Origin of the sequence: Candidatus Kuenenia stuttgartiensis (genome assembly GCF_900232105.1) — a bacterium.
Lineage (GTDB): Bacteria > Planctomycetota > Brocadiia > Brocadiales > Brocadiaceae > Kuenenia > Kuenenia stuttgartiensis_A.
This window is the reverse complement of sequence record NZ_LT934425.1, coordinates 2615367-2637475: the sequence shown is the minus strand read 5'-3', so window position 1 is coordinate 2637475 and position 22109 is coordinate 2615367. Positions and strand designations below refer to the sequence as shown.

Here is a 22109-nt window from a genome sequence, read left to right as displayed (position 1 = left end):
AGGTAAAAATGATTCACTATCAGAAAATTCTTTGTCCCATAGATTATTCAGATTGTTCCATGAATGCGCTTGCATATGCGGAGAAATTGGCGATCAAGGATGCTGCCGTGCTTTATCTTATGCATGTCCATGAAGAGCATACCTCTGATTATGGCGGGCTTAAATTTGACGCTGAGTTAAACCGTACTGCGGAAACGGATGCAGAGATAGAACAGAAATTGAGGAGCAGTATTCCTGAAGAAATAAGGCATCGTATAAATGTTGAAATACTGATGAGAGCGGGTGTTCCTTTCGAAGAGATTTTAAAAGCAGCCCGCGATGTGGGGGTAGATCTTATAGTTATGGGTACTCACGGCCGTACGGGCATTTCTCATATGTTTATTGGCAGCGTGACAGAGAATGTGATAAGAAATGCCCCTTGCCCCGTCTTGTGCATAAGAGGGTAAGGCAGTCAGCAATCTACAGTCGGCTAATTGCAAGTTGCAGATTGAGGATTGAGGATTAGATTATTTTGAGTATGCGTTTAGATTCAACCGGATAACCTCGAAACATCGCGGCAAGCTTTTCTACCGGCTTCTTCAAAAGGCAACACGAATAGAACCGACGACATTTGATAAAATAGTTAAACAAAAAGAATTAATAAATGTTAGCGGAACTTTTACGATTAAAGGGAAAGACTACAAAGAAGGTTGTAGGGCTTATGTCCGGAACCTCCGTTGACGGAATAGATACCTGCCTCGCTGAGATTTCAGGAAATGGGGTAAGCACCAGAGTAAACGTCCTTGCCTTTGCCACGTATCCTTATCCCGACAACATTCGCAATGCTGTCCTGGAAGCGAGCAACCCTTCTTCCGGTACGGTTGAAAAAATCTGCCGGTTAAACTTCACCCTTGGAAAACTCTTTGCGGAAGCAGTAAAGAACATTGCAAATGCATCCGGCATTTCTCTCCTTGATATTGATCTTGTCGGGTCTCACGGACAAACTATTTATCATATACCTTGTTTGTCTTCAGATTCCCCTCCACATGACAACATGCTGCCTGGCATTGCTCCTGCCGGCTCAACCCTTCAAATCGGAGAACCTTCCGTAATAGCCCATGAAACAGGCATTACCACCGTGGCGGATTTTCGCCCCAGAGACATAGCAGCAGGAGGCCAGGGGGCGCCTCTTGTGTCATATGCGGACTTTATTCTTTTCAGGGATAAAGAAAAGGGACGCTCATTGCAAAATATCGGGGGAATCGCGAACGTTACGTTTCTGCCGAAAGATTGCAATATCAACGAGGTAATCGCCTTTGACACCGGACCCGGCAATATGATCATTGACAGAATAACAGAACGCATTACAAACAACGCTGCGCACTTTGACAAAGATGGAATACTGGCTGCGCAGGGGCAGATAAACAGGGAACTCCTGTTGAATCTGCAAAGACATTCTTTCCTGTCAAAGCCGCCTCCAAAAACTACCGGACGCGAGGAATTTGGCGTCTGCTACGCAGATAAGATTTACAACGATGCCGTGAAGGCAGGCATAAACAACATGGATATCCTTGCAACCGTTACATGGTTTACCGCATACTCGATTGCGGAAAGCTATAAACAATGGATATTAAACAGGCATAGTATCTCGGAGGTAATCCTTTCCGGAGGGGGTTGCCACAACAAAACGCTATTAAAATGTATTAAGCAAAACCTTGACCCTTCCATAAGGGTATATCCAATAGACATGTTTGGCATTACCTCTGATTCCAAAGAAGCCCTCGCCTTTGCCATCCTTGCAAACGAAACGATATCGGGAAACACCAACAATGTTCCTAATGCAACGGGGGCAAGGGAACAGGTGGTTCTGGGGAAAATTCTCCCCGGGAGACACAGATAACCGGTTCAGGCATCCACGATTTATCCGAAACATTTTAACGGGACCGCGGACGTTGGCCTGCTTGTCCATGTTTTGCAGATAATCATCCTTCATGATAGCAAATATGCGCCAAAAACTTTAAAACCGCTATGAATACTCAACGTTATAATCACTAATCAAGGTGCGACCCCATTCCCCTCCTACATTTTACCATCTTATTTATTATATTTCGCATTTTCTTAATTTCTCCCTTAACCCCTTCTCGCGTTCACTTAATACTATTTTGTTAAACTCGTTGATTTCGTCCAGCCATTTTAATTTTTCCTCTGTGGATAATTTCATATATTCCATTATTTTTTCATCTTCAAGTGTATACATAAATCCCTTATCCATTCTCTTCCTCCAGATATTTCCTTACTTTCCTGAGCATTGCAATATCACTTAAATCCTGACTTCTTCCGCTAAATTCTTTCATCTTTATTATATCATCTATTGATGCCAGATAAATGTCTATATCCATTGCCTTTTTGATTGTTCTGTTTATAAACGATTTTTCGAAATCCAATGGATGAACAAGCACAATATCAACAACCTTATAATTATCTTTTTTATGATAGAAACTAAACGCCTTAAGGTTTTTAGTTTCTATCCAGTCTTTTACATTCTCGGGGTTTGCAAGGTCTTCGGGATTTACGGGCAGGCGAGGAATATAGCCCAATTTTTTCAATAGGGAGGTTGTCTTAAGAATATTTTCTTTACTCATAGCAATAACGATGTCTATGTCCTGGGTTACCCGTGGAACACCATAGAGATTGACGGACAATCCGCCTACGATGAGATATCTGACATCTCTCTTATACAATCCTTCCAGTATCTCAAAATAATACATATTCTTTCCTTCCGATGTACTTCAAAACCAAACATTTTCTGCAAGGCGGCACATGGCATTACTTCGATGAAATATTTATACAGTATGCTCTGTTTATTCCCATTCTTCCCCTTTTTCCCCTCCACAATCTCAGCCTCCTCCGGCGCGAGGTCGTAAAGGTTGTAGACAATCTTGTCAACCCCGTTAGACGGTAAACATCTGGTATTACTCTGGCATTCCAAATCGCGGACTTTGGCTTGCTTGTCCATGTTTTGCAGATAATCCTCTTTTCATGAGAGCAAATATGCGCAGAAAAACTTAAAACAGTCATGAATACTCAACATTATAATCTCTGATCAAGGCACGCCCCCCCTGGTTTATCAAAGCGGGATAAAAAGAAATGTTATTCTTTTACAGCAGGGGTTTGGGTAACAAGAGTAAGGGAGAATTGGAAGTCGTTCGTCATCTTGCTGACCTTCTTATCCGTACACCTTCCGGGGTAATAATAACCAGATTTTCTTTTACGTCCTCCGCCTTGATAGACTGATAATATTTTCTGAATATTGTGAGCGTCTCATCAACAGGTCTTTTATAAATTTTAGCAACAACAATTCCCCCCGCATCTTTGGAGAGGAAATCTGAATATTCTTGTGAAGTCTTTGTCCATGGTAATAATGACCCTGTTTTCCTTGCACGCCATCTCATATACCTCATCATCAGAAATACCGGAAAGACCGCAGTCTCTGATACTCAGCACATCATTCCCTAAAGACCTTAAATAATCAATAATTGGCTCAAAGAGGTTTTCATTGGCAAAAATCTTCACGCCGTAACCCCGGCTTCTTCATCAGCAAGAACTGCTGCATAATTCAGGCATGCCCTAATATCTTTATCCGTAATATTGGGATATGCCTTTTTTATACCATCAAAATCTTCTCCAGCGGCAAGAAGGTCAAGTATTATATGTACTGGTATTCTTGTGCCTTTAATACAGGGTTTTCCACTGCATATCTTTGGATCAATCGCTATTCTCTCAATTGCCGTATTCATTTTACGTAATTCCTTTCTATTTTAAAACGTACGCTCAGTACTCTAATTACTTTTCTTATTATATTATAACAAACCCACTAACTGTTTTCTCAAATTGCTTATCCATGTTTTGCAAGTAATACTCGTCTTTCTTGATAGAAAAGATTCGCCTTTGAACTTTTCCCTTCAAATATAACTTGTCATTTTGAATGATTCTTCCCTTTAATCACTCCCAGCGTTCGCCGCGGAAGGTTTTGGCAAGGATGGATTGAGTGGGAGCTAAGGGTTATATCAATCTTTTATAAATTTCCCTTCTATGGCCAATTCTGAGAATAACAACTCGCTGCCTTCAATATCAAAGATTACCCTGTAATCTCCCATCCTGAATTTGTATGTCCCAAGTGCAGGGTCACTCAGTTTTTCAGAATATAATAAGGGATTATCCCGAAGTTTTAAAAGGGCATTCCCGATACGGTTTTTTATCGAAGAATCCAGTTTCTTTATGTCCCTCTCTGCCCTGTAAGTATAAACAAGGTTATAGTTCATTTTCCAAAAATCTCTTTATGGGATTTTGTCTTGCCTGTCTTGTAGCCTGCCCTTGCTTCTTTAATGCTCTGTAAATACTCAGGAGAAGTTATAGCCAGTAGATCCTCAACAAAAGCCTCCCTGTCGCTTTTTTTCATCTTTTTCACCGCTTCTATAATTTCATCTGCCGATACGGGCACTTTCAATTCCCGCATTTAAATACATCCTCTTTCAAGCAATGATAGAATAAGATATAAGCATTATATCAATTTATATTATTTATTAAACCTTTGTATTCGGTAAGTTTCTGATTGGTTACTTTTGACCATTTTAGCTCTGAAAACATCTTTTGTTCATTTCGGTATTTCTGCATCGTTTTATTAAACGGCTCTACATTATCCGATGGAATAATTGCGCCGCCTATTACCATAAAGCGATCTTTCGACTGCCTGCTTTCGTCACAATAGATATGATAAATCAATCCTGTTTATTTTCCCTCCACAATCACAATCTCCTCTGGCGTGAGGTCGTAGAGTTTGTAAACCATTTGGACAGCCCCGTTAGATAGTAAACATCTAATGGGGTCAATGTGTTTTTCAAATCGTGGACATGTCTGTGAACATCCTCGCTCAGGCAGGCATATTGGTTTGCTTTGTTAGATAACGGACATGCCTGTCTAGCGGGGCTTGTTTGTTCATGTTTTGCAGATAATCCTCTTTCATGATAGCAAAGATGCGCCAAAAAAAACTTAAAACAGTTATGAATACTCAACATTATAATCACTAATCAAGGTGTGACTATGGAAAGATTCGATTCCCTTGTCGTACGCTTATAGTTGGATTCGTTTCATCCCTTTTATGCTTTTATCAGTTTTTTCAACAAGGTTGCGAAAATGCTTTCTTAGGTCTCCATGCTTTGCAATTAGATCTTTTCTGATTTTATCTGCTTCTTTTCCAGAGCTATGCCCAGCTAACTTTGTTCTCAAAAAATGAATATCTTCCAAAGGGGATATGATTTCGTTGATTTCATGACTATCAATTTCTTTTGTCTCAAGAATCTTTTTTAGTAGTTTTATAGTGCCCACTTTATTGTCATAACAATTCAATGATATCGCTATATTCCTTAAATACGGTTTTTTAAGCCCTTCAACTACAAGCTTATCCAATGTATGAATTTCGTCTATCCATTCTTTCAGTGAATCAGTAACCGGATAGTGGAGTTGCTGATTTAGTTTTCCATCTGAACATGACCATAAATCTGGTTTTTCTTCCTCTAAATCTTTTAGAGCTTTTTTTAATGCAGATAAAGGCTCATACGATAAATCACACTTCCCCATGAAATCTGTTGTAAAAGCTCTCCTGGATATTTTAGCCTTTGGTTTCTCATTATAAGACTTCCAATGAAGTTGTTCTGAATGCGGAAGATCTCCCAAGTAAATCAAATAGGTATGGACTTGGCCCGCTTCGTTAATATCGTATGTTTTTAAACTCCAACTCTCCCTACAATGTATACTTCGTTGTTCGAGAGTATATTTTTCTGGATTCTGTTTATACTTTAAAAGGACATCTGGTTTAAAAAACACAGGAGATGTCTCAAAAGGTTTATCTGATTCAACAAAATAATTGTCCAGTTTTTTGGGGTCACAGGAAAAAGACGCAATTTTCTTACGCTTCCAATCATGGGCAATAAACTCTTCATACTTTTGAGGTTTTGAATGTCCATCGGTTAAAATCTTTATCATCTTTTTGCGTGGCTGATAATTTCGTATGATTTGAAATCCTCTCAGCCAGCCCGCAGTGGGCAGACATTCTTTATCATACGCAATACCTTGTCGAGCATATATTTTATTCTTTTTATCAGAAAAATTAGATTTATTCCGGGTTTCTGCGCTAGATTTTATCCAGTTATTGCAAAGAGTTCTGTCAAAAAGTCGTAACAATACTGAGTTAGATAGAAACAAATGATGATCCAGTACATCTTGTTTAATGGTAACTAAAATATCATCCGGTGTATGATGAATTTTAATAATTTCTTCAATATCTCCATCTTCATTTAAGCGACAATAGGCATTCTTTTCTTCTACAAAGTGCAAACCATTAAGATGGGTAAACAATTGAAGAACCTCTATATAACTTTTTTGCCCTATTCTGCCTTCAAAACTCCTTAGAAAAGTTATAGGGGTTGCATTCTTTAATAATTTTGACCCGGAAGAATCGAAAGGATGCAAAAGAGAAATATCTATTGCCCTTTCCTTTTTACCATAAGAATAACTGTATCCCCATGAACTGTCAGGGAAGCAGTTCCAATTCATTAAATCGTCAATATAATTCCCCCGCAGACAGTTTTGCGGTAGAAATACAGAATAAATATAGCTTTCTTTATAAGAGACATATAAAGGAATATCTCCATGGCTTGTATCTAAAAGAAACTGCAAAAAATCTTTCTGTTCAAGCCATTGCTTATAACAGTCTGTACCATGCCTGGGAATTTTAGACATGTGATGTAATTTATCAAGTATTTTATTCATATCTTTAGGAGATGTAATAGTTCCTTTTTTTGTTCATCTTTTACCCTTCAACGATCGCAATCTCCTCCGGCGTGAGGTCGTAGAGTTTGTAAACCATTTGGTCAATCTGCCTTTCCATCGCTGACGTGTCGGTGCTTGGGTCTTTCTTTTTAGTGATGAGGATTTGATCAACAACGGCAATAAAAGGCTTTTGCTCGCTTTGTGAAAGCTCTTTCGGGATGGGGAAAGGCAATAAATAGTTTGTTTTAAATCTAAAAAAGCCTCCGCGAAGAACAGAACCAGTTGTTGTTAAAAAGTACCACAATAACTTTGAATTCAATAAGGCTAAGAAATATTTCGATGATTCTTTACCGTTTTCTTTAAAAACAAAACTGTACACTGTTGTTGTATGGTAAAGACCTTTATCATCAATTGTCATTTGACAATTTGAAGCAATATCTGGTGTAAGAATCTTCATCTTTTCAAATTCTGTTAAATTTTGCGGTCTACTGAAACACCACCAATTTTTTTTAAATCTCCCATGCTCTCTATTTTCTAGTTCATTCTTATTCTCTAGTAAATATTTCCATGCTAAAGGGAATTTTCTCTTTATCTCTTTCTGTGAATAAAGGAATACCTTATTATTCTTCAGTTCATACGGGAAAATACACCATATTTTAGGCTGTAACTTTGAATAACGATGAACATCCGCACCTTTTAATAATGGTTTAACAATTTCTTTTTCAATAGAGATTTCCCGATCGAGCGACTTAGAAAAGGCATTTATCACACCATCCTTCTCTGAGATATGCTCAAGAAAATATATTTTGTCAGCACTTGTTTGCAAACCGACAAAAATCTTTTCACAAATATCAGCAAGTGTTCTTGGCTGTTGCTTCAATTTGGACAGGATATTTCCAGCACTACTTGCAGAAAAGTGCCATTCTTTTTCTGTCACAGTATTATTTGATATGATTGCAACATCTACATTTTCTGAACGCAAGTCATTATTGCTATTTATAGACGCAAATACATCATTTAAATCGTCTAATTTTGTATTTGGTTTCAGTTCCGCAAACTTGAAATTCTTATTTTGAGAAGATAAAAACAGAAGGCACGTATATGTTGTTGCTGATTCAAATACCTGACTACTACCGAAATCTACAATTTTTCGTAAAAGCTTTTGTGAGGAAATTAATTTTCGTAGGTTCTTCCCAAAAGATGCCTGGAAAAACTTGTGCGGTAATATATAAGCAATGTTACCGCTATCATGCATTAACCTTATTCCCAATTCAACAAAACAGGCATAAATATCGAAGCTGCCTGATGCTGATAAGTAACAATCCTTAAGTTTTCCAGCTAGTTCCGGAGTATTTTTCTGGATTTCTTGAATGCGTAAATAAGGTGGATTTGCAATCACAATATCAAATCTTCCTTTTTCGAGAAAAACCTCGACAAAATTAAGATGCCATTCAAAATGTTCTGATGGTCCTGGGATTTTAAGGTCTTTTATTTTTTGAATTTTTCCCTCTAATTCTAATATCCTCTTACTATTTACTTCTTCTATTATTTTATCATTAAACAACTTGCCTTGTTCCTTCTTACTACGAATTTCTAAATTTATTTTTTCTATTGCTGCCTTTTTGTCATGCTCAATAATTTTGGCAATCAATGCCTCAATTTCTTTTCGCTTTGCATCTTTTAATGAAGGAGTTGAAATTGCAAAAAGTTCGTCCTTTGCTTTTTTAAGTTGCTCTATAAGTGCCTTCTTCTCTTGATTAAATGCCACATCAAAAAATTCGTTGTTTAGAATCTCAATCAGACTGTTGCCTTGCATAATTCTATAATCCAGATTGGGTAGCGGTTTGATGGTTTTTATGTCATCTTCATCCACAACAAGCGATAGCCACAGCCGAAGTTTTGCAATTTCTACCGCGCCGGGGTCAATATCCACGCCGTAAAGAGATTTTTCGATGCATTGCCGTTTGAAATCATAGGTTGTTCTTGGCGTATCTAACCTTAACCCTGACAGGGTTCCTGGGCTCAAGCTGCCTGCCTGTGCGTCTACACACGCAGATAGGGAAGCTTGAGTTACAATAAAGGGTGCTAGCGCATTTCTCGCCTTTACAATTTCGCTCATCATACCAACGGGAAAGGCGCCTGAGCCAACTGCCGGGTCGCAGACGGTGATGTCCGCCAGTTTCTGATCAATTAATACGGCATTCTTGCGTATGCTTTCGGGTAGTTTTGATTTGTAATCAGAAGATTTCTGTTTACCCTCTAAGATTATTTGTTCTTTGATCAATGCTATTTCTTCATTTTCGCTAACCTGCTCGCCGAAGTGTATCAGGGTTTCGATATCTTTAACCCTGACAGGGTTTGGAACCCTGTCAGGGTTGGAAGCGATCAATTCTGTGTGCAAGTAATTGATCAGGCTCTGCTGGCACATATAGTGGACAATCTCACGGGGTGTGTAATAAACGCCATATTGCTTGTTGAATTTGCTTTCTTCACCTTTTTTACCGCTCTTTAACGCTTTTTCATATTCCTCAAAGTTGTCAGGACGGACTGCATTAAACTTTTCATACGCCTTGCCCAGAAGTTCAGGATCAATGGCAACCTCTTTTTCCAGTGGTTCATCTTCTCTAACAGTAAAATTGTAACGGTCAAAAATATCCAGAATACCATTACCCTCATCGCCTTCTTTGGTTTTATTTTTATTAGAGAATAGGCTGTCCGGCAGACAGATATCGTTATGTACCCAGTTGTATCCGCCATTGTTGCCAATGGGATCAAAAAGACCACCGTTTAAGAAGGGGATTTTGCAGTTAAACTGGCTGTAATAGTGATCATCATGACTGCGGTCGTTACGCAAGGCTTCGTAAAAGAGTGGTTCCAGAATGTCATTAAAGAAATTTTTATAGTCGCCGTGCCTTTTTTCAAAAAGCTCTCGCAAAAAGTGTTTAGAGCCTGTGCCCCATTCGGCTTCGCGGGCTACACCGAACCAGCCTTTTTTCTGTAAAAAATAGAGAAATACAATCTGGCCCAATAGTTTTTTTGCAAAGTTTACGGTATCAACTCCTTTAGATTCAAATTCCTTTTTCAGGCTGGTAGAGACAGGTTTGAAACCTGTCTCTACTATTTTGTCCAGTTCTTCTTTTGTACGGATAAAAAGCCCACGGTATTCTCGGAAAAATTCTTCGGTTACGGTTTCAATATCAAATGCCTGTTCCAGTTCTTTAAGGGTTGGGTTATGCTCATCATTTGCCAACATATTAACCAGCCTGCTCTGGGCGGTGTGGCTGGTTTCGTTTGCGCCTACCAGGAATGACCATCGGCGTGCAGGTGTAAACTCTTCTTTTACCTTCATTCTGCCGGCTTGAGTCTGTTCAAACTTATAGTCCATCTTAACCAGTGAAAAACGCCAGTCTGCCGAATCCGGGGATACAAAGGCAACCAGTGCAGCTTCTTTTTCATTTGAACTACCGTATTTGCCCTGTAAATACCCGGCAACAAAGTTTCGCTGCATGGTGCGGGCGCGTTCAAGGGAGGTCTCTTTCTGAAGTTTTATGATAAGGATATCAACCCTGTTTTCATTGTCATTGAATTTGCCGATTCGCGCCAGACTGCTGATGTATGGCTTGTAAGCGTCAGGAATGAATTGACCATGACGTGGAGGAATGCGGTTTTCTTCAATATGGTTCAGAAGATTTTTGATGAATAGGGTAAACCTGCCCTTATCAAAAGGGTTCTCAAATGTCTCCTGAATAATTTGTTTTGCCTGTTGTTTATCCATGTCAATGCCTCATTTTAACCCTGACAGGGTTTCAAACCCTGTCAGGGTTGACGGTAAATTTACTCCAATGTTAAATCATCTGAAATGTCATCACGACTGGCACCATGATAAGCCACAAAACTATCACGCCCACCAAACCACGAAAGCACTTCTTCACGCTCTACTTTCGTTGGGGCGCTTGACATCACTGCCCTGTAAGAAGAGTATTGGTACTTCGCAATGTCGTTCATGATACCATGATGCCTGGGATTGTTGTGTATATATAAAGTCACCTGAACCCGCTGTTTTTCGGATGAAATCACCTTACGGCGAAAGGGGCGTTCGAAGAGACTCCCCGTCCTTCCCAGGTGTTTGTTAAGCCCTTGTGTATAGCTGTTAAACATATCTGAAAAATACAGATGTGGCTTTCTCTTTGTATCATCATGAATAGAAACCAACAGGTGAAAATGGTTCTTCATAAGACAATAGGCATATACTTTTGCTGTGAGAAAAACATATTTGGCGAGCAAGTCCAGAAAATATTGGTAATTTGCCTCGGTGTGATAAATGGTTTCGCCATTGATACCCCGGTTATAAATATGATACCAGTGTCCTGGTAACAGTGGCGTGATAGTTGTGCTCATTGTCTTCCTCCAAGGACAAGTAACCCTGACAGGGTTAAGAACCCTGTCAGGGTTTTGCTGTCAAATATAATGATAATATGACTTCCCGCTTGCCAAATACCGCTGGGTTTTGCTCAGCATAATGTTCTTCCAGAAGTTTTTTCGGTATATGCGTCCGAAGTACTGCCAGTACCTTGAGGGGGTTAACGATTTCATTCTTCAGCGCATTCAGGGTTTTCAGTGTTTGCGTTGCAGTCTGTTTGGGCAGTCCGCCTTCCTCGAGTTGGGTGAGGACTTTTTTGAGGTATAGTTCCTGGTCTTCTGTCAGTTTTTGGGTGTTCTTCGTGGTTGCCTTTAAAATTCTCAGGATACTTGCCGTGCTGTCACGTCCGCCCCTTTGCCATTGCTGCGGCACTTCTTCCGTTGTCGCTAAGATAAATGCCGCTTTGTTTTTATCCAGAAGTTCGTAAAAGTGTCCGGGAAGGTCTTTCTTTTCTTCATCAGGGGCGCTTTCCAAAATCTTTGCCGCAGATATGAAATCCAGTTCTTCCGCCACATTTTTACTGCCGGCTTTGAAAAATTTCTGGAGTTTTCCCCGTCTGAAGTAGGTAATTAACCCTGACAGGGTTGAGAACCCTGTCAGGGTTTTTGCAGTGCGCGCCTTTTTGGGGAGGCGTTTTATTTTTTCAAAAAGGTCGGGGTCTTTATCGCGAATCTCTTTAATGACCTGGAGGTATTTCAATTCGCTTTCCTCCGACCCTTCCTCACCTTCCAGCGTTTGTCTGGAAATCAACCTGTTAAATAATTCATGCGAGCCTATGGGTTCTCCTTCTGTTAAAAGTTCTGCGTCGCCTCCAAGCAGGGTTAAGAAGGCATTGATTTTAGCCTCTGCCGCTTCTTTCAGTTTTATCTGGTCATTCGATTGTTTGGTCGGGAAAAAATTAAAGGTATGTATCGTTTCAAATAGCGTATCCACGCGGTTGACACGCCCTACGCGCTGCATCATGCGGGTAGGATTCCAGGGGATATCGTAATTTATCACTGTATTGGAACGGTGCAGGTTAACGCCTTCAGCCAATACTTCTGTAGAGACCAGTATCCGGTAATCTTCCTTAGGATGACGTGCTTTGGCGTCAAAATTTTCAATAACCTTGTCTCGCGTTGCCTCGCTTGAATCACCAGTAAAACACAGCACCTTATCCGGATAATGTTCATTTATGTTTTTGAACAGATAGTTTGCGGTTTCCTTTGATTCCGTAAAGATAATCAGATGATTCTCTTTTAAGACCGGGTTTTTGGATAATTCCCACAAAAATTTTAAAAGCTTTGGGTCGCGGTCAATGTGATGCCATAGTTTTTTAATTTCAAGCAGAATGTCATGGTCGTGCTGTAAATCATCTCTTAAGCCTTCTCTAAATTCACTGCTTGCATATCTTTCCGCCTTGCCTTCCTCTATCAATCGCTGGACGGCTTCATCATCGTCACTATCAAGCAACTCAAATATTTTACCAGTGTGTTTCTTGCTTATATAAACACTTCCGTCATCAAGCTCTTTTATAAACATCTCGTAAGAGCGGAGGAATCTGTCCACCGAATTTTTAAATGCAAAGAAACTGCTTTCAAGACGCTTAACAAGCAGTATTTTCATAAACTTGCCCATGTTTTTCTGTGACTGCTTTTCAAGCTGGCCAACTTTACCGTCATAATAAAGCATAGGCATATAACGGGCGTATTTGAATTTTTGCGCTATCAATGCTATGGTTTTGCTGAATATTTCATCCTCCGTATCGTTGAGTTCATAAAAAAGAGGAACAGGCTTTTCAACGTAAGGGAATCTAATGTTTTGGCTCTTTATGTCTTCACCAAAATATCTCTCAATCTCTGTTCGGGTACGGCGAACCATGAGATATTTGAGGACTTTTTCCCGTAATTCCCGCGCATTTTCTTTTACCGTATTTATGTATCTAATATAATCTTTCTGCCTGTCCAGTTTTTTTAACTTTTTATCTAGTCCATTAAAGAAGCCTTCCATGTCCTGAAGATTTGGAATAGTGCTTTTTTTGGCTTTTTGAAATAATTTTAAAAGACTTAAAATATCTTTTGGCGCATTGTTATAAGGCGTTGCCGTTACAAGAATAATTCTTTTGCCACGGCAGATTTCCGCCAATTTCTCATAGGTAACCGTTGTTTCCGTTCTAAAACGGTGTGCCTCATCAATGATAATATTGGTGTATTTCTCTGTCCCTCTGTCAATAAGGTCATCCAATTTACCGAGTGATTCAAAATCCGCCGATACCCTGAAATCGGAAAATACATTAGTCCATGAACCGGGATTCGATCTTTCAAGCAGCACAGGAGGGGCAATGACAAGTGTCCTGCCGTCAAGCTGTCCTGCCAGCATTGCCGATATGTATGTCTTGCCTAACCCTACAACATCAGAGATAAAAACGCCGCCGTATTCCAGAAGTATCTTCCTGGCGTTTAAAACTGCCTGCTCCTGATATTCCAGTTTTTTAAATTCATGGGGAAGATATTTCAAAAACACTTCATCTGCCTGACTGAGTTCGTCTTTGAAATATTCATATAAAAATTTCAGATACAATTCGTAAGGGGTAATGGTGTTGTTCAGCCATGTCTTTATTTGAATCGTATAGATATATCGTTCCCTTACATCAACGGCGTCTTTCCACAGTTCATTGAATTTTTGGAGTGCAAATTCATAATCCGCCCTGGTTTTTAACTCTACATTAAATTCAAGGTTATCAACAAGGCCTGATTGAGTAAAATTACTAGACCCGGTAATGACTCTCCCGGTATCCCTGTCACCTTCCACAAAAGTCATAATGTAAAGCTTTGCGTGGATATTTTCGGTGGGATAAGCCCTGATTTCCAGTTTTCCGTTTTTCAGCCATTCAATAAACTTAAGGATCCCCCCTTCAACTTCTGTTCTATCCTCAGCATTTTCTACTTCTTCCGTGACAGATTGTTCGAATTGTTCTTTTACTTCGGCGTGAGAATATGGAAGGAATGGCTGGTGATTGTTTTTTGCTTTTTGAATGAGTTCTATTGCCTGTTTGTTTGTACTTATCCCGATAAGAATCCTGATCTTTTCGGTATCTTCCAGGGATTTGTAGATGGCATGGAATCCGCTGGTATAGAAATAACCAACGAGTACATCAAAGAGCCGGGTGTCTGCAATAAGGACCCTGAATCTTTCCAGGAGGCTTCTATTTTCTTCATTGGTAATAAAGGTTAAATCTGAGTTCACAATGCGGCTATTCCCCATCTTCATTAAGAAGTCTTTTGTAACACTTTAGATTTTTGAAAAAACACCGCGAAAAGCTCCGTTAGCACCTTTTTGAAAATTAATATTCAATATTCAATGCTCAATGTAAAAGAATAGAGGCAAATGAGCAACAATTTGAGAATTGAACATTGAGAATTGAATATTGAACATTTTTCCTTGTCTGCGGAATTTGGGCTTGTAATTAGAAGGTGTTTCGTCATTGGTCATTGGTCAATTGCAGGGACATGGTGCTCCGTGTTCCTACGTTTTTTTAATCTGTACAATCGGGAGCATTCCCGTTTTTTTGTAACCGTTAATGATGGGGTCAGGACGAAACAACCCTGTCAGGGTTAACACTACTGCAACGTTTCATTAAAACATAGCGGAAGTTACAAAAAATCAGGAATGCACCCGTACAATCGCTGTAATCTGAGGGATCAATAGAGTTCTTCCTTATGGATGCAAGTACATCGCCAAAGCTTTCCAGCTTCATGCCGCACTCCAGTCATCGTGAAACATAACGACAGAAATCAGCGGTGGACTATTAGCCGTCCGCTGAATTTGATTGTTATACGGTTTTTTTTAATTTAAGTATTTTAGCTTGTGATGATTCCAATATTGAATCGCGAAGAAAAGAACTTGCCTCTAATATTTCTATGCCAATTAATTCTCCGCTTTCATTCAGCTCCGCTGTAATATTCGGGCTTAACTCAATGCTATCTGCTTCTTTTTCCTCAGAGATAATTATATGCAGAATATCTTCATCTTTAAAATATGCCATCTTTGTTTTATCCATATATGAACCTCCCCGTTTTAAGTCGGAAATTAATTTGTTGACGCGTAGTAGCATGAATTGAGATAGGTGTTATTTCACACCCCTGTTTCTCATATGGAATTATAACCAGTCTATCATCATGTTTACCTACTGCAATTAAACGTTGGGTTGCAGTATCGAAGTATATTTCTCCCGAATACCGCAATATATTTTCAACCTTAAGTAGTTCAAATCCTCTTAATTCGGCTCTATATTTCATATAGTCAGTCCATACGATCTTTGACTCTTCAGGGGTTCTCACATCCCCTCCAATGTTTTATATTTAATTACACTCTTATCTAAATTAAATTTTCAAGAAGCCAGTGGCCTTATTGGACACCAATGATTTAATTATACCGCATAACGACAAAGCCCACCTGCCGCTATGGAGCGCAGCGGAATCGCGGTCAGGTGCAGCGGTTTGTTAGACACCAAATCCTCATGTTTCAAATTCACCCCGAGGCAGCCCTGATTGACGGATGATGGATTGAAGCGTTCCAATTCTGACTTCATCAAGGTCTGGGACAGTAACCGTTATTGTGCCTTGGGGAAGTTTTTTTGCATGACGATGTGGCTACCACGGCGACGCACTTCTATGAAACCATGTGCTGCCAAAATCGAGCATACATCTTTGCCAGACAAAACTCGGAGTTTACCCAACTGCCACCTCAACCTGCGTTACGAAAACATCATCGTGAAGTCGATGTTTTATCTCTTCAGCGGATGCTGTCTCAAAAAACAGTTCTAATGCTTCCCGAAGGTTGTCCCGTGCTTGTTCAATACTATCACCTTGGCTTGCAATATCTAACTCCGGACACAGTGATACATGTCCATCACATTCACGTTCAATAATTGCTGTAAATTTCATTGATAACCTCCTATCTCTCTAAAATTACTCATCATATAAGGGGTGTGTTTATTATTCTAAAACCAGACGCTTTTGACTATAACCCCGAGCCGTACATAAGCGAGGCCATGAACCACTTATCGTCCGTCAAGTTTGCAAGAACAGCTTTCACTTCATCGCGAGTCATAACCACTGGCAAGCGTGTTGGTTTGCGGGTACATATGACCTTGCCGAGATCGCCGATTTCGCGGCCGATCACATGGCGATATTGGTATCTTTATACTTTTTTGTTGCGGCTTATTTTCGAGTCATTGGCTATCATTCACTGTTTGAAAATATCAAGTTTCTTTTAAATGGAGAGAGGATAGGAAATTGCGTTTCCCTGGAAAAGAAAGGATGGTAACACAAAAATAAAGAAGAATGCAAATTTTTTCCCGTATTTTACGTTTTACGAACCAGTCATCATGCCGCTTTAGCGGCACCCAGAAACGATGAAAATGTGTCTGGGGCATGCGTATATTGTAAACCGACCGGAAGACCGACATGAAGGACTGTGAGTGGATTGCGCAACTGCTTCAGCATGGGTTGTTGAACTCCAGTTTTGTGCCGCCAACTCCTTTTCTTTCCATTTTTTAGCATATTGTTGCAAAATAATAAATATTTACTTTTAAAATCATTACACCTTTGCTAAATTACTCTCTAAACCGGAGGAGGGTTATGTGAAAAAAACAATTATCATTATTTCTATTATTGTTATTACCGCGTTGTTAATTGAGCTATACGTTTATTATAAACATCATTAGGCAAATGAAAGGAGTTGCATAACGTGTCTGAAGAAAGAAGGGTTTCTCCAAGATTTGGGACTAACTTTCCTGTCACATTGTGTGTGGATGGCAATACTTTTCCCGCGAATAGCATAAATTTGAGTGAACGGGGGGGGGTGTTGCGAGACCACAGAATATTTGCCCTCTTTTACGCCGGTTAAAATAACATTTGATCTGCCTGTTAAGAACGAAACTGTTGAGGGCTTTGGAATAATTGTGCGCGTTAGAAATGGAATGTATGCCGGGGCGAAGGAAAAAACATATCTGGCCAGTATACATTTTGATAACATTGGCGCCGATGAAAGATAAAAAATAGCAACGTATCTTTCTGAAGCCGGCAATATTAATGTGGGATAGAATTGCACCGGCAAGCACCTATTTTGAAAAAATGATTACAAACTATCCGGAGATGATATTAACATGGAAGACGGCTTAAAAAGGAGAAGTATACAATTGACAATTAATTTTGAATCTGTACAAAACTCGCCCATAAACATCGATAACGCCAGAAAAGCATTACTGCAAGCACTTATAGAAAGATCGTTTAAGTATGATGAAAGGCCTGTTTTCAAGCTTACATCCGGAAAGACAAGCAATTATTATATTAATTGTAAGGCGACAACCCTTAATCCATCCTCAATGTTGCTTATTGGCAGTCTTTTTTATGAAAAAATCAGGCATCTTGACGTAGATGCCATAGGCGGCCTAACCCATGGCGCAGATCCTATAGCATTTGCAACCGCCATGGTAAGCGCTATGTCAGAAGCCAGAGGTCAGAGGTCAGAGGTCGGAGATCAATGGTCAGACCTCAGAGTAAAACCAGTTCAGGCATTTGTTATCAGGAAGGAAGCCAAATCACACGGGCTTATGAAGGTTATTGAGGGCAATGTGTCGGAAGGCGATAAGGTGGTGATTGTGGACGATGTGGTTACCACAGGGGGTTCTACTATTCAGGCCATAGACAGGGCAAGGGAACACAAACTTGAAATTGTTAAGGTAATTGCGCTTGTAGACAGGCAGGAAGGCGGCAGGGAGAATATAGAAAAGAAAATGGTTATATTTGAGTCCCTCTTTACGCGGGATGAATTGATTGACGCTTATAAAAACAAACCGTAACCCTATCTCTCCCCAGCATAAGCCGGCACCCTCTCATTATAAATATAGTCAGACAAATAAGGTTTTCGAAAAATTGACACACCCCCCGGCCCCTCTTTTTAGAGGGGAGATGATGGGTGGTAAAAAGGTTACACATTAAATCTGAAATGAACGATATCGCCGTCTTTCATGACGTAGTCTTTGCCTTCCAGCCGCAAAAGCCCTTTTTCTTTTATCTTTTGTTCAGAACCCAGGGTGATAAGATCGTTATAATTATAAATTTCCGCACGGATAAAACCCCGCTCGAAATCCGAGTGGATTACCCCTGCCGCCTGAGGCGCTTTTGTGCCTTGAAGGATAGTCCATGCCCTTATTTCCTTTGGCCCGGCGGTAAAATAGGTAATCAATCCCAGTAATTGGTATGTTTCCCGGATAAGCTTTTCGAGTCCCGATTCCTGCAGCCCCATTTCTTCGTAATACGCCTTCCTTTCAGAAGGTTCCATTTGCGCAATTTCAGATTCGATATCTCCGGAAATGACGACAAACCCGGAGTTTTCTTTTTTTGAAAACCCGGTAATGGTGTCGATGTATTTTTTGTCCTGTTCTATGTCAAAGATATTTGCCACATATAATACGGGTTTCGACGTGATTAAATGCAGGTCTGCAATGTCGGCTTTTTCCTCATCGGTCAAACACAATAACCGTACCGGTACGCCATTGTTCAGGGAGTTTTTAACCTTTTTCAGAACATCAATAGTTGCCAGGTTTTTTTTGTCCCCGGTCTTTGCTAGTTTTTCGCTCCTGTTTAATCTTTTATCTACCGTTTCAATATCCGCCAGGATCAGTTCTGTATTAATAATGTCGATATCCCTTTCCGGGTGAACACTACCTTCCACATGGATGGTATCGCTTTTTTCAAAACAGCGCACTACATGCAATAGGGCATTTACGTTTTTGATGTGTCCCAGAAACTGATTCCCCAGTCCCTCGCCCTTGCTTGCCCCTTTTACCAGTCCTGCAATGTCAACGAATTCAACTATTGTAGGGACAATTTTTTCCGTTGATATTATTTCCGCTATTTTATCCATACGTATATCCGGCACCGATACCACACCCACATTGGGGTCGATTGTGCAGAAGGGATAATTTGCAGATGCTGCCTTGGCAGATGTTAGCGCATTAAAGATGGTAGATTTCCCAACGTTTGGCAAACCTACGATACCACAGTTTAAACCCATTTTTTATCCCCATTTTTAAATGTAGAGACGCATTGCATGCGTCTCTCTGTTTTTGTCAACATTTTATTCACGCGCAGCAGTTTCCAGACGCATGCAATGCGTCTCTACAAGAATATTGAAATTCCTGAACGTTGTATTTATTAAAAACATACAATTTGTAAAAATACATACTACCTGTAATTTATCTTTTTCGCAAATTTGGATAACTATATGGACTTTACGGGGTTTTCTCAATAAAAAATTTGAAAATTATCGTAACGCTTTAGTTTTTTGAAAAATTCCAATAATAGCGATGTTTGCCGCACAGTGTAGGGACGAAGCATTTGCCCGTTTTGGGTATGAACGCATGTATGACAATTTGCGGCAAATGCTTCGCCCCCTACTTTTTCAAAAAACTAAAATGTTACAAATTATCAATAGGATAGTTATTTACCGCAGAAAGGACGGCTCTTATATTATATTGACAAGAAAATATGCGTGCGTTAAACTTTAGTACGAATAAAAAAAACGATTATTATGCTTTATATCTCCTCCTAATACCTGCGTTAAAACTGTTGTCGGCTAACCCGTGACGGTATAATATGTTCATTAAACACCTTTCCGATTTTTATAAAAGATACCTGTTTGCCCTCCTTATTATTGTTTCTGTAGCAATCCATGGCCTTTTTTTTTTCTTTTCTCCTCAGGGAAATCAGTTATTAAGCATCAGATCGCTCAGAGATAGTTTTGTGCGTGAACCGGATGAATTCACAATTACATTTGACCTGGAAAGTAAGGACGATAAAAAAGAACTCACGGCTTCTGAAGTATCGAAGGAAAAAAGCCTATTAGAAAAGGAGAAGAAGGATAAGACGTTTACGGATACTTCCCAAAACAAAGAAGAAGAGGAACCCTCCGCCGAAACAGACAGGATTGGTGAAAAAGGGGCTTCCGCAAAAGGCAAAAACCCGGATGACACAAGTGTGCTTAACAACGAACCATACGCAGGCGGACAGTCAAAGGTTCCTTTGCTGGGAAAAGGCGAACAGGGCATTTCCATTGAAGACCAGCGGCAAAACCAGGCGCAGAAAACGGTTGAAAAGCCTGGCAGTAAGGAAGAGAGAGTTGCAGAAAACAATGCTGCCAAGGAATCTCGGCAGACAGAAAAAAATCCAGCTCCTCAGAAAGAACAAATTGACTCCATAGGTATGCAGCAGGAAAGGGTTGACGTAAAAGAATACAAAAGAGTGCCCTCCGCGGGAAAGGCAGATGAAACCGATAAAACCACTACCCTGACGGATACCGATGGAAAAGAACTGCAGAAACAAACGTTAGCGGCAGAAGCCGGCGTTAGGCAGGAAAGATTCCCCGAGAAAATTTCCCGCCAGGAGGGGATACATGTTCTGGAAGAAACAAGGAATATTAAAAATGCGTCAAAGGTGGAAAAAGGCGAGTTGTTACCAGAGCCGCAAGAATTGCAAGGCATAAGGAAAAGTGAAATAACGAAAGAAACTGGAAAAGAGAGAAAAGACCATGTAACTACACCGCCAGCAGGAACATACGGTGTTACACAGCAAAATAAAAGAGAAACCACCGGGGAAAGCCAGAAGGTTGTAGCTGAAAAGGAGCAGCCCAAGGCCTCCTTTAATGTTGCTGCCAAGGATGAAGGCTCCGGCAATGATCCGGTGTTGTTTGAAGATACGCTGTCTAATGCAGAAATTCCAGGGGCGCCGTCTTTTAACGTTAAACAACACAAGTATGCAGCATATTTTAAACATATCCGGCAGAGAATATCATTGTATTGGTTTCTGGGATATGGCACACGGGCAGAGATTAACCTGGTGACGAACAAAGACAAGCCGATTATTATTGAATTCAAAGTGTTGCCAAATGGTGCTATTGAAGGGGTAAAAATTGTGGAGGATGCGGGTAATTTTCAACTTGCCTCGCGTATTGTTTCTTCTATTAAGAGTGCTTCTCCGCTGGACCCCTTTCCCTCACACATTAAGGAATCATCTATTAATGTAAAGTTTAATTTTTATTTTTTCTAATTATTCAGAAAAATACATAACAGGAGGAATAGTAATTTGGAATGGCTATTGGGAGCAGGGCCGATAATGATACCGTTATTGGTATGTTCGGTGTTTTCACTCGCAATTATTATGGAGCGGGCAATTAATTTAAGAAAGAACAAGATACTCAAACCTGAAATAATACAGACAATAGAAGCAATAAAGAGCCCGAGAGACATACCGTTTGCAATCTCAAAATGCGAGGTAATAGAAGGCCCTTTTTCGAATCTTTTGCGGCGTATTCTTTCGAATAACCACCTCTCGCGGGAAGAAAAGTTTATTGATATCCAGGCCATGGGAAGGCAGGAAACAAGGGTGCTTGAAAAGCGTCTTTGGCTTTTGGAGGTTATTACCGCAATCGCTCCCTTGCTGGGGTTGCTGGGTACCGTATTAGGGCTGGAAGATATCTTCGCCATTATCTCTGAACTGGGACTTGGACATGCGAAGGCGTTTGCCGGAGGCCTGGCGGTTGCCATACGTACAACGGTGTTTGGCCTGTGCATTGCAATTCCTTCTTTGGTTGCATATAATTATTTTGACAGGAAGGTGGATGGTTATGTCCGTGAAATAGAAGAATATTCCCTCACTATTCTCAACAAGCTTTATCCACCCGAAGTATAGAGAAAAGATATTTTTTGTTTGGAGTTACAATAAAAGGGCTTTTCAGAAAAGAATTAAAGGAAGACAATACATCGAAAACAAGCTTTAGAAAAAGGATAGATTTTATGAAGTTGCCATTAATTATCGAATCCTGGAAAAAAGGATAGTGG

At 40.1% G+C, this 22109-nt stretch carries 21 protein-coding genes and 2 pseudogenes; 6 read left to right on the top strand and 17 right to left on the bottom strand.

Annotated elements, in window-relative coordinates:
• Positions 1 to 8 precede the first annotated feature (8 nt).
• The 3 genes and pseudogenes from KSMBR1_RS12350 to KSMBR1_RS12345 all read left to right on the top strand — a co-directional run bounded on the left by KSMBR1_RS12350 (position 9) and on the right by KSMBR1_RS12345 (position 1879).
• Positions 9 to 446, top strand: coding sequence for a universal stress protein (locus tag KSMBR1_RS12350; RefSeq protein WP_099325605.1), 438 nt, complete (start codon positions 9 to 11; stop codon positions 444 to 446).
• A gap of 55 nt (positions 447 to 501) precedes the next feature.
• Positions 502 to 720, top strand: a pseudogene (locus KSMBR1_RS22475) (hypothetical protein); the annotation flags it as partial.
• Positions 644 to 1879: an anhydro-N-acetylmuramic acid kinase gene (locus KSMBR1_RS12345; protein ID WP_099325604.1), complete on the top strand. Its 1236-nt coding sequence runs from the start codon at positions 644 to 646 to the stop codon at positions 1877 to 1879. The pseudogene KSMBR1_RS22475 and the gene KSMBR1_RS12345, both read left to right, overlap by 77 nt.
• A gap of 201 nt (positions 1880 to 2080) precedes the next feature.
• On the opposite strand, the gene KSMBR1_RS21070 is transcribed toward KSMBR1_RS12345, so the two are convergent.
• The 16 genes and pseudogenes from KSMBR1_RS21070 to KSMBR1_RS12270 all read right to left on the bottom strand — a co-directional run bounded on the left by KSMBR1_RS21070 (position 2081) and on the right by KSMBR1_RS12270 (position 16152).
• Complete coding sequence (locus KSMBR1_RS21070; protein WP_157820569.1) at positions 2081 to 2251, bottom strand: hypothetical protein; 171 nt, start codon at positions 2249 to 2251, stop codon at positions 2081 to 2083.
• A complete protein-coding gene (locus tag KSMBR1_RS12340; RefSeq protein WP_099325603.1) occupies positions 2244 to 2747 on the bottom strand; it encodes a DUF6036 family nucleotidyltransferase in 504 nt (167 codons plus the stop codon). Before KSMBR1_RS12340 ends, KSMBR1_RS21070 begins: the two co-directional genes overlap by 8 nt.
• Positions 2687 to 2995 (bottom strand): hypothetical protein, encoded by a 309-nt coding sequence (locus KSMBR1_RS12335; protein ID WP_099325602.1) that lies wholly within the window; start codon positions 2993 to 2995, stop codon positions 2687 to 2689. Before KSMBR1_RS12335 ends, KSMBR1_RS12340 begins: the two co-directional genes overlap by 61 nt.
• A gap of 193 nt (positions 2996 to 3188) precedes the next feature.
• The gene (locus tag KSMBR1_RS21600) at positions 3189 to 3431 is read right to left on the bottom strand and encodes a hypothetical protein (RefSeq protein WP_169703904.1); all 243 of its coding nucleotides are present in this window, start codon (positions 3429 to 3431) and stop codon (positions 3189 to 3191) included.
• Positions 3325 to 3552: a DUF5615 family PIN-like protein gene (locus KSMBR1_RS23510; protein WP_157820567.1), complete on the bottom strand. Its 228-nt coding sequence runs from the start codon at positions 3550 to 3552 to the stop codon at positions 3325 to 3327. The genes KSMBR1_RS21600 and KSMBR1_RS23510 overlap by 107 nt, the downstream gene beginning before the upstream one ends.
• Positions 3549 to 3776, bottom strand: coding sequence for a DUF433 domain-containing protein (locus KSMBR1_RS12325; protein WP_099325600.1), 228 nt, complete (start codon positions 3774 to 3776; stop codon positions 3549 to 3551). The genes KSMBR1_RS23510 and KSMBR1_RS12325 overlap by 4 nt, the downstream gene beginning before the upstream one ends.
• Positions 3777 to 4046: 270 nt before the next feature.
• Positions 4047 to 4301, bottom strand: coding sequence for a type II toxin-antitoxin system RelE family toxin (locus KSMBR1_RS12320; RefSeq protein WP_099325599.1), 255 nt, complete (start codon positions 4299 to 4301; stop codon positions 4047 to 4049).
• Positions 4298 to 4495: a hypothetical protein gene (locus KSMBR1_RS12315; RefSeq protein WP_099325598.1), complete on the bottom strand. Its 198-nt coding sequence runs from the start codon at positions 4493 to 4495 to the stop codon at positions 4298 to 4300. Before KSMBR1_RS12315 ends, KSMBR1_RS12320 begins: the two co-directional genes overlap by 4 nt.
• A 50-nt stretch (positions 4496 to 4545) precedes the next feature.
• Positions 4546 to 4761, bottom strand: a complete 216-nt coding sequence (locus tag KSMBR1_RS12310; RefSeq protein WP_157820566.1) for a DUF3800 domain-containing protein — start codon at positions 4759 to 4761, stop codon at positions 4546 to 4548.
• 348 nt (positions 4762 to 5109) lie between these two features.
• Positions 5110 to 6807, bottom strand: a complete 1698-nt coding sequence (locus tag KSMBR1_RS12305) for a hypothetical protein (protein WP_099325596.1) — start codon at positions 6805 to 6807, stop codon at positions 5110 to 5112.
• Between the two features lie 40 nt (positions 6808 to 6847).
• Positions 6848 to 10582, bottom strand: a complete 3735-nt coding sequence (locus KSMBR1_RS12300) for an Eco57I restriction-modification methylase domain-containing protein (RefSeq protein WP_099325595.1) — start codon at positions 10580 to 10582, stop codon at positions 6848 to 6850.
• Between the two features lie 59 nt (positions 10583 to 10641).
• Positions 10642 to 11205, bottom strand: a complete 564-nt coding sequence (locus KSMBR1_RS12295; RefSeq protein ID WP_099325594.1) for a transposase — start codon at positions 11203 to 11205, stop codon at positions 10642 to 10644.
• A 46-nt stretch (positions 11206 to 11251) separates the two neighbouring features.
• Positions 11252 to 14452 (bottom strand): helicase-related protein, encoded by a 3201-nt coding sequence (locus KSMBR1_RS12290; RefSeq protein WP_197705190.1) that lies wholly within the window; start codon positions 14450 to 14452, stop codon positions 11252 to 11254.
• Positions 14453 to 15038: 586 nt separating this feature from the next.
• Positions 15039 to 15266 carry a DUF2283 domain-containing protein gene (locus tag KSMBR1_RS12285; protein WP_099325593.1) on the bottom strand — a complete coding sequence of 76 codons (228 nt, stop codon included), beginning with the start codon at positions 15264 to 15266 and terminating at the stop codon, positions 15039 to 15041.
• 457 nt (positions 15267 to 15723) lie between these two features.
• Positions 15724 to 15944, bottom strand: a pseudogene (locus tag KSMBR1_RS23505) (type II toxin-antitoxin system HicA family toxin).
• Positions 15937 to 16152, bottom strand: a complete 216-nt coding sequence (locus KSMBR1_RS12270; protein WP_099325592.1) for a type II toxin-antitoxin system HicB family antitoxin — start codon at positions 16150 to 16152, stop codon at positions 15937 to 15939. The pseudogene KSMBR1_RS23505 and the gene KSMBR1_RS12270 overlap by 8 nt, the downstream one beginning before the upstream one ends.
• A gap of 1223 nt (positions 16153 to 17375) precedes the next feature.
• On the opposite strand from KSMBR1_RS12270, the gene pyrE reads away from it, so the two are divergent.
• Positions 17376 to 18071 carry an orotate phosphoribosyltransferase gene (gene pyrE, locus KSMBR1_RS12255; protein WP_164995562.1) on the top strand — a complete coding sequence of 232 codons (696 nt, stop codon included), beginning with the start codon at positions 17376 to 17378 and terminating at the stop codon, positions 18069 to 18071.
• 128 nt (positions 18072 to 18199) lie between these two features.
• On the opposite strand, the gene ychF is transcribed toward pyrE, so the two are convergent.
• The gene (gene ychF / locus KSMBR1_RS12250; RefSeq protein ID WP_099325590.1) at positions 18200 to 19288 is read right to left on the bottom strand and encodes a redox-regulated ATPase YchF; all 1089 of its coding nucleotides are present in this window, start codon (positions 19286 to 19288) and stop codon (positions 18200 to 18202) included.
• A 581-nt stretch (positions 19289 to 19869) separates the two neighbouring features.
• Here ychF and KSMBR1_RS12240 point away from each other — a divergent pair.
• Together KSMBR1_RS12240 and KSMBR1_RS12235 are read left to right on the top strand one after the other, a co-directional pair.
• A complete protein-coding gene (locus KSMBR1_RS12240; RefSeq protein WP_099325588.1) occupies positions 19870 to 21318 on the top strand; it encodes a TonB C-terminal domain-containing protein in 1449 nt (482 codons plus the stop codon).
• Between the two features lie 66 nt (positions 21319 to 21384).
• Positions 21385 to 21960: a MotA/TolQ/ExbB proton channel family protein gene (locus tag KSMBR1_RS12235; protein ID WP_099325587.1), complete on the top strand. Its 576-nt coding sequence runs from the start codon at positions 21385 to 21387 to the stop codon at positions 21958 to 21960.
• Positions 21961 to 22109: the final 149 nt, after the last annotated feature.

Coding starts and splice junctions, on each gene's coding strand:
- KSMBR1_RS12350 (WP_099325605.1), top strand. CDS start 9: ATGATTCACTATCAGAAAATTCTTTGTCCCATAGATTATTCAGATTGT.
- KSMBR1_RS12345 (WP_099325604.1), top strand. CDS start 644: ATGTTAGCGGAACTTTTACGATTAAAGGGAAAGACTACAAAGAAGGTT.
- KSMBR1_RS21070 (WP_157820569.1), bottom strand. CDS start 2,251: ATGGATAAGGGATTTATGTATACACTTGAAGATGAAAAAATAATGGAA.
- KSMBR1_RS12340 (WP_099325603.1), bottom strand. CDS start 2,747: ATGTATTATTTTGAGATACTGGAAGGATTGTATAAGAGAGATGTCAGA.
- KSMBR1_RS12335 (WP_099325602.1), bottom strand. CDS start 2,995: ATGGACAAGCAAGCCAAAGTCCGCGATTTGGAATGCCAGAGTAATACC.
- KSMBR1_RS21600 (WP_169703904.1), bottom strand. CDS start 3,431: ATGAGATGGCGTGCAAGGAAAACAGGGTCATTATTACCATGGACAAAG.
- KSMBR1_RS12325 (WP_099325600.1), bottom strand. CDS start 3,776: ATGAATACGGCAATTGAGAGAATAGCGATTGATCCAAAGATATGCAGT.
- KSMBR1_RS12320 (WP_099325599.1), bottom strand. CDS start 4,301: ATGAACTATAACCTTGTTTATACTTACAGGGCAGAGAGGGACATAAAG.
- KSMBR1_RS12315 (WP_099325598.1), bottom strand. CDS start 4,495: ATGCGGGAATTGAAAGTGCCCGTATCGGCAGATGAAATTATAGAAGCG.
- KSMBR1_RS12305 (WP_099325596.1), bottom strand. CDS start 6,807: ATGAATAAAATACTTGATAAATTACATCACATGTCTAAAATTCCCAGG.
- KSMBR1_RS12300 (WP_099325595.1), bottom strand. CDS start 10,582: ATGGATAAACAACAGGCAAAACAAATTATTCAGGAGACATTTGAGAAC.
- KSMBR1_RS12295 (WP_099325594.1), bottom strand. CDS start 11,205: ATGAGCACAACTATCACGCCACTGTTACCAGGACACTGGTATCATATT.
- KSMBR1_RS12285 (WP_099325593.1), bottom strand. CDS start 15,266: ATGGATAAAACAAAGATGGCATATTTTAAAGATGAAGATATTCTGCAT.
- KSMBR1_RS12270 (WP_099325592.1), bottom strand. CDS start 16,152: ATGAAATTTACAGCAATTATTGAACGTGAATGTGATGGACATGTATCA.
- pyrE (WP_164995562.1), top strand. CDS start 17,376: ATGGAAGACGGCTTAAAAAGGAGAAGTATACAATTGACAATTAATTTT.
- ychF (WP_099325590.1), bottom strand. CDS start 19,288: ATGGGTTTAAACTGTGGTATCGTAGGTTTGCCAAACGTTGGGAAATCT.
- KSMBR1_RS12240 (WP_099325588.1), top strand. CDS start 19,870: ATGTTCATTAAACACCTTTCCGATTTTTATAAAAGATACCTGTTTGCC.
- KSMBR1_RS12235 (WP_099325587.1), top strand. CDS start 21,385: ATGATACCGTTATTGGTATGTTCGGTGTTTTCACTCGCAATTATTATG.